The organism is Streptomyces sp. NPDC059456 (assembly GCF_042750055.1).
GTDB lineage: Bacteria > Actinomycetota > Actinomycetes > Streptomycetales > Streptomycetaceae > Streptomyces.
In genome coordinates, this window is sequence record NZ_JBHYVA010000457.1 from 1 (window position 1) to 6,177 (window position 6,177).

Here is a 6,177-nt window from a genome sequence, read left to right on the forward strand (position 1 = left end):
TTGTGTATAAGAGACAGGTCCAGGGGCCGGGCCCGGCGACCGCCCAGCCGTCCATGGCGGAGGTGTCGAAGGACGGCAGGTCGGTCAGGGCCTCCAGGGGCTCGGCGAGCACCTCGCCGAGCGCGTCCGCGAGGGGCACCCGGTGGGTGCGGGGCCGGCCGGCGGATCCGGCGCGGGCGGCGGTCTCCCGGGCGTCGGGCCAGGCTGCGGCGCGGTGGGCTCCGGCCGCTTCGGGGCGGGGGTCGCGGCTGACCAGGGCCAGGGCCTCGTCGAGGGCCCGCAGGGCGTGGTCGGCATCGGTGGGGGTCATCCTGAGCCGTTCTCTCGGGCTTCGGCTTCGGCTTCGGCCTCGGCGGCCCAGCGCAGGGCGAGGTCGGCGGCCTTGCGGGAGGCCTCGGCGACGGCGGTGGCGGGGTCGGCGCCGGCGGCTTCGGCCCGGGCGGCCGCGTAACCGACCAGGAAGGTGGTCAGCGGGGCGGCGGGCCGGGCGACGCCGTGCGCGGCGTCACGGGCGAGGTCGAGCAGGGTCTTGGTGTCGACGGTGAGGTCGATGCCCAGCTCGGTCTTGACGGCGGTGATCCATTGGTCCAGCACGTTTCCATGCTCCCTGATCCTGGCTCGGGCGACGGCGAGATCGTCCCAGGTGTCGCAGTCGAAGGAGGCGAGTGGCGCAGTATCCGTCACCTTGGCCAGGTCCAGCTCGGCGGTGAGGGCGCGCAGGGGGAGCCCGGAGAGGCTGCCGTGCTCGGTCGCCAGGAGGGCGATCTCGCGGCGCAGGGGTTCGGCGCGGTAGGCCGCGACGAGGGGCTGGTCGCGGCCGTCGGGGTCGCGCAGCAGGGCGCCGTCTTCCCCGGGGGAGGGGGCGCGCAGGAGGGCCTCGACGGTGGTCCGGTCGAGGAACGGGAGGTCGGCGGAGAGCACGAGGACCAGCTCGGCGGTGGTCGCGCGCAGACCGGCTTCCAGGGCGGCGACGGGGCCGGCTCCGGGCGGGTCCTCCAGGGTCCAGCGAACCGGGCGCGCGGTGGGGCGGCGGCCGCCGACCACGACGGTGGTCGAGGCGTCGGTGCAGGCGTCGAGGACGCGGTCGAGGAGGGCGCGGCCGCCCACGTGGAGGGCGGGTTTGTCCGCGCCTCCGAGGCGGCGGGCCGCTCCGCCGGCCAGGACGATCGCGTCGTAGGTCATACCCCCGAGTATGCGCGGGCCATGTCCCCTGCGGGGGACTGCATTTGCCGGGGTCTTCTCCGGGAACGCGTCCCGGGGTCTCGTCCGGGGCCCGGGGCGCCGCCCCGGTGCGTGTCCCGGGATCCGGCGCCGGCCGGGCCCCGGGGCGGGGCCGCTGCTACAGGTACGGGCCGGAGCGGATGGCTCCGTGACCGTCTTCCTCGTCCGTCGGGGCGCCCGGCGGCAGTGCCCGGCGCATCTGTTCGAGCTGGGCCCGCGCGGCCATCTGCTGCGCGAACAGGGCCGTCTGGATGCCGTGGAACAGGCCTTCGAGCCAGCCCACCAACTGGGCCTGTGCGATGCGCAGTTCCGCCTCGGACGGAATGGCCTCCTCCGTGAACGGCAGGGAGAGGCGCTCCAGTTCCTCGACCAGCTCGGGAGCCAGGCCGTCCTCCAGCTCCTTCACGGACGCTGCGTGGATGTCCTTCAGACGGACCCGGCTGGCCTCGTCCAGAGGTGCGGCGCGGACCTCTTCCAGAAGTTGCTTGATCATGCTGCCGATCCGCATGACCTTGGCGGGCTGTTCGACCATCTCCGTCACCGGGACCTCGCGCGACTCGTCATCGGCGCCGCCGACCGGCATCCCGTCCTGTCCCACGATCAGGCCGGGCGGGGGGCTGTCCTGCGACCGTTCACTCCTCGGCATCTCCATGCCGTCATTCTCTCGCACACCGTCTTACTCACACGGTGTGCCCCCGTACGGGCGTGATCCACCCTGTACGGGGGCGAGAACGCACCGTGACCGTCAGCCCGCCTCGCGCCGCGCCATGGCGCCGCTGGACTTGGTGACCAGGGCGGCCAGCAGGGCCGCGCCGAGCGGGACGACGACGAGCAGCCCGCCGAGGGTCTCCCACGGCACCGCGATCGGGACGTACAGCCTGTCGTTCGCGTCGCCGGCCATCTCCATGAGGTGCTCGGTCTCCCGCCGCTGGACGAGCCGCAGGCCCACCCCGGGCAGGATGCCCGCCGCCGAGCCCAGCACCACGCCCATCAGGGCCACCACCCCGCACTGGAAGCCGCTGAGCGTGCGCCGCACCCGCGGCGGCGCGCCGACCGCCGCCAGGGTCTTCAGATCGGATTCGGCATCGGCCTGCGCGAGTCCGGTGGCGATGCCGGCCGCACCGATGGTGACCAGGCCCGCGAAGAGGGTCAGGGCCAGCCCCGTGATGTCGGGTTCGGCCTGGTAGCCGGCCTCGATGGTGACGGGGGCCTCCACGCCGATCTGGTCGATCCGCGCGGCCACCCGCTGCTTCTGCCGGCTGGTGGCCGTGCCGTCCAGGGTGAAGTACGAGGCGTAGGGCAGGACCCTCAGTCCGGCGTTCTGCGCCGCGGAGGGCGGCAGGACGAGCTCCAGGCCGTATCCCTCGGCGCCGTCGGGTGCCTGGTGGACGGCGAAGACCTTGTCCTCCCCCTTCGGGTCGACCCCGGGCTCGAAGACCTCGTTCTTGTTGTCGATCAGCCGGACGGTGACCTTGCCGTCCTTGACGTTGCGCCGGTCGAACGAGACGCCCTTGCCCTCCTTCAGGGCGGAGACCGCGCCCGGATCGGTGACCGCGAGCGCCGTCAGCAGTTTCTCGTCGGCGACGACCGCGACGAACTGCGCGGAGTGGCGGTTGTACGTGCAGCGCGGGTCCTTGCGCAGCTCCTTGCGCTGCGCGGCGCTGAACGAGTCGATCCCGTCCTTGGCTTCGTACAGCGGGCAGCGCTGTTCCCTGGGCCGGATGATGTCGGCCCGGCCGCAGCCCTCGGGGCCGGTCAACCGCTCGCACCCGGGCTTGCCGTACGAGATGTAGCCCACGTCCGCCCGGACGGACAGCGGGAGTTCCTGCGTCACGGCCTCGCGGACGGCGCCCATGTCCTTGCCGCGGCCGAGCTCGTGGATGGCCACCATGCCCACGCCGTCGGGGAGGTCGGCGACGTACTCGTGGCGGGCCTGGATCTCCGAGCTGTGCTGGTACGTGGCCACCGCGACGGTGCCGGCGACGGCGGCCAGGACGGCGGCCACGGCGGGGGCCGTACGGCCCCGGTTGCGCACGGCGTCGCGCAGCGCGAGCCGCGGCGACAGCGGCAGCCAGCGCCCGAGCCGCCCGAACAGGCCGACCAGCACGGGGGTGAGGGCGACGATGCCGAGCTCGGCGATGGCGCTGCCGCCCGCGACGACGGTGGAACCCATTCGGGAGGCCGTGCCGTAGAGGGCGATCGCGGCGCCGACGGCGAGGGCGATCAGGCCGAGGACGGGCAGCACCCGGTTGGCCCGGCGCACTCCGCGACGGCCGGTCAGCGAAGCCAGCACGGTCTGCCGGGAGGCGGTGACGGCCGGGGCGACCGCGGCCAGCAGGCCGGTCACGACGGCGAGCAGGGCGATGCCGAGGATTTCCAGCGGGCGGAACGTGAAGCCGCCGAAGCGCGCGCCCATGTACTCCTCCAGCACCGGCCGCAGCCCCAGGGTCAGGGCGACGCCGAGGACGGTGCCGCCGACGGCGGCGGCCGCGCCGATGACCAGGCCTCCGGAGAGCACGATGGCCCGGATGTGGCGCCGGTCGCCGCCGTTGGCGCCGACCAGGCCCAGCTGGCGGCGCGAGCGCCGGGCGCCGACCGCGAAGGCCGGTCCGGCCAGCAGGCAGATCTCCAGCATCGCGAGGCCGACGACCGTGGCCAGGACGGCCAGTTCGGTGGTCGGGAGCCCGTTGTCCGGGGTGTAGTAGCCCAGTTCCTTCTGCTGGGTGATGTACGGGACCTCGGACTCCGCCGGCGGGTCGACGTACACCGCGCGGGAGACGACCTGGACGCTCTTCGCGTTGAGCGCCTTGACCATGTTCCACGTGAAACCGTCGCCGCCGACCTTGACCAGGTAGCTGTCGGTGGCGACCAGCCCGGGGACGCCGGCGGCCTGGAAGGCCTTGTCGAGCGGGGCCAGCAGGGTGCCGGGCGGCGCGAGGACCTCGGTCTTCTTGAGCTCGGAGGGCAGCTCGTAGGCGCCCACGATCTGGTACCAGGTCTCCGAGCCGCGGGCGCGGAACTCGGAGCCCACGAAGAACCCGGACTCCTCCAGGAAGGCGGGCGTGGCGATGACCTCGCCCGCTTCCTGCGGCAGCCGTCCGCGCTTCAGCTCGATCATGCCCTTGACCAGCGGGCCGGACGCGTCGATCTCCCGCAGGTCGGTGTCCAGCAGGCCGTACCGGGTGCGGATCTTGGCGTGCGCCGTACTGTCCTTGAGGGACTGGGCGCCGGCCGGGATCGCGGAGGCCAGGACGTTCGGATGCGGCTCCGCGGCGGGGGTGTACTTGTCGAAGCCGCCGACGGGCATCGAGTTCCTGCCCTCGACGTCCTGGTAGACGGGACCCGTGACCTCGGGTTCGATCAGCCGGGCGTCCGCCGCGCCGATCTGACGGGACACCTTCTGCTCGGGCGAGAGCTCGGCGCTGCGCACGGTGAGGTCGGCGGCGCTCACGCCGATGATCGGCAGGGCGATCATCGAGAGGACGAGGGCGCTGCGGCCCTTGGAGCGCCAGGCGTCGCGGCGGGCGATCCGGATGGCCGCGATCCAGGAGTGGTACCAGGAGATCACTGTGCGGCCGCCTGCCCGGACAGCAGGGAGTCGGGGCCGCCGCTGCGCAGGGTTTCGTCGACCACGCTGCCGTCGCGCAGGAAGACCACGCGGTCCGCCCAGGCGGCGAACCGTGGTTCGTGGGTGACGAGGATCCCGGCGGCGCCGGCGTCGCAGCGCGAGCGCAGCAGGGCGAGGACGGATTCGCCGGTCTCGGAGTCGAGGGCGCCGGTCGGTTCGTCGGCGAGGACCAGGCGGCGGTCGCCCACGAGGGCGCGGGCGATGGCCACGCGCTGCTGCTGGCCGCCGGACATCTCGTCGGGGAAGCGGTCGGCGAGCTGCCCGAGGCCCATTTCCTCCAGGGCGGCCAGCGCGGAGGCGCGGGCCTTGCGGGCGGAGGTCCCGTCGAGTTCACGGGGCAGGGCCACGTTCTCGGCGGCGGTGAGGGCCGGGATCAGGTTGTAGTCCTGGAAGACGTACCCGATGCTGCGGCGGCGCAGCGCGGCCAGTTCCTTGCGGCTCGCGGCGGTGATGTCGGTGCCCTCGACGACGACGCGGCCGCTGGTGGGCGTGTCGAGGCCGCCGGCCAGGGTGAGCAGCGTCGACTTGCCCGAGCCGGAGGGGCCCATGACGGCGACGAGTTCACCGGGGTGCACGGCCAGGTCGATGCCGCGCAGGGCGTGCACCTCGGTGGCACCGCTGCCGTGGGTGCGCACGAGCTTGTCGAGCTGGAGGACGGGTCCTGCGGACCGGTCCGGCCGAGCGGGCGGAACGGGCCGTATGCGGGGTGCGGACTGCTGGTCAGGCATGGGGATCCCCCCTGGGAACGGTGGTGGCGTCAGCTCCGCGGAGCGCGGAAGGAGCGGCGCCGCGGTGCGGTGACGGCGTCGGGGACGGCGTCGGAAACGGGTTCGGCGGCCTGGGGCGGTTCGGGCTCGGCTCTCCGGTCGGCCGGCAGGGAGAGCCGTACGAGACGCGCTTCCGAGTGGTCGAGCCAGCGGGCCTCGGCCTCGGTCTGGAAGATCAGCTGTTCCAGGACCAGCAGCCAGGCCACGTCGTCGCGTTCGCGGGTCTTACCGCTCTCGATCGCGGCGAGCGCCTGCGCCTTGAGCCGGGTGTAGTCCTGCATCGCCTTGATCGTGGCGTGCCGCTGGGCCTGGATGACGGCGCGGATGTCCACGCCGGGGGCGCCCACGGCCATGGCGAGCTTGATGGACAGCTCGTCGCGGGGCGGGTTGGTGCGGTCCACGGGGCGCTCGTACCACTGGTACAGCTCGGCGCGTCCGGAGTCGGTGATGGCGTAGAGGGTGTGCCCGGCGGTGTCCTCGCCGCCGGGGGGGGGGGGGGGGGCGCGGCCCGCCCCCCCGCGGGGGCGGGGGGGCGGGCGCACCCGCGAGGCGGCCCTGCGG

General features: G+C 73.8%; 5 protein-coding genes and 1 pseudogene. All 6 read right to left on the reverse strand.

Annotation, left to right across the window (positions count from 1 at the left end; translation table 11 throughout):
- Positions 1–310, reverse strand: a pseudogene (locus ACFXA3_RS30185) (molybdopterin molybdenumtransferase MoeA); the annotation flags it as partial.
- Positions 307–1,182, reverse strand: coding sequence for an NTP transferase domain-containing protein (locus ACFXA3_RS30190; RefSeq protein WP_385191768.1), 876 nt, complete (start codon positions 1,180–1,182; stop codon positions 307–309). The pseudogene ACFXA3_RS30185 and the gene ACFXA3_RS30190, both read right to left, overlap by 4 nt.
- Before the next feature lie 157 nt (positions 1,183–1,339).
- Positions 1,340–1,873 (reverse strand): bacterial proteasome activator family protein, encoded by a 534-nt coding sequence (locus ACFXA3_RS30195; RefSeq protein ID WP_030857605.1) that lies wholly within the window; start codon positions 1,871–1,873, stop codon positions 1,340–1,342.
- A 93-nt stretch (positions 1,874–1,966) separates the two neighbouring features.
- Entirely contained in the window at positions 1,967–4,789 is a 2,823-nt protein-coding gene (locus tag ACFXA3_RS30200) for an FtsX-like permease family protein (protein ID WP_385191770.1), read from the reverse strand.
- Complete coding sequence (locus ACFXA3_RS30205) at positions 4,786–5,577, reverse strand: ABC transporter ATP-binding protein (protein WP_385191772.1); 792 nt, start codon at positions 5,575–5,577, stop codon at positions 4,786–4,788. The genes ACFXA3_RS30200 and ACFXA3_RS30205 overlap by 4 nt, the downstream gene beginning before the upstream one ends.
- Positions 5,578–5,606: 29 nt before the next feature.
- Positions 5,607–6,177: hypothetical protein (locus ACFXA3_RS30210; protein WP_385191773.1), on the reverse strand; the 571-nt coding region annotated here is incomplete at its 5' end.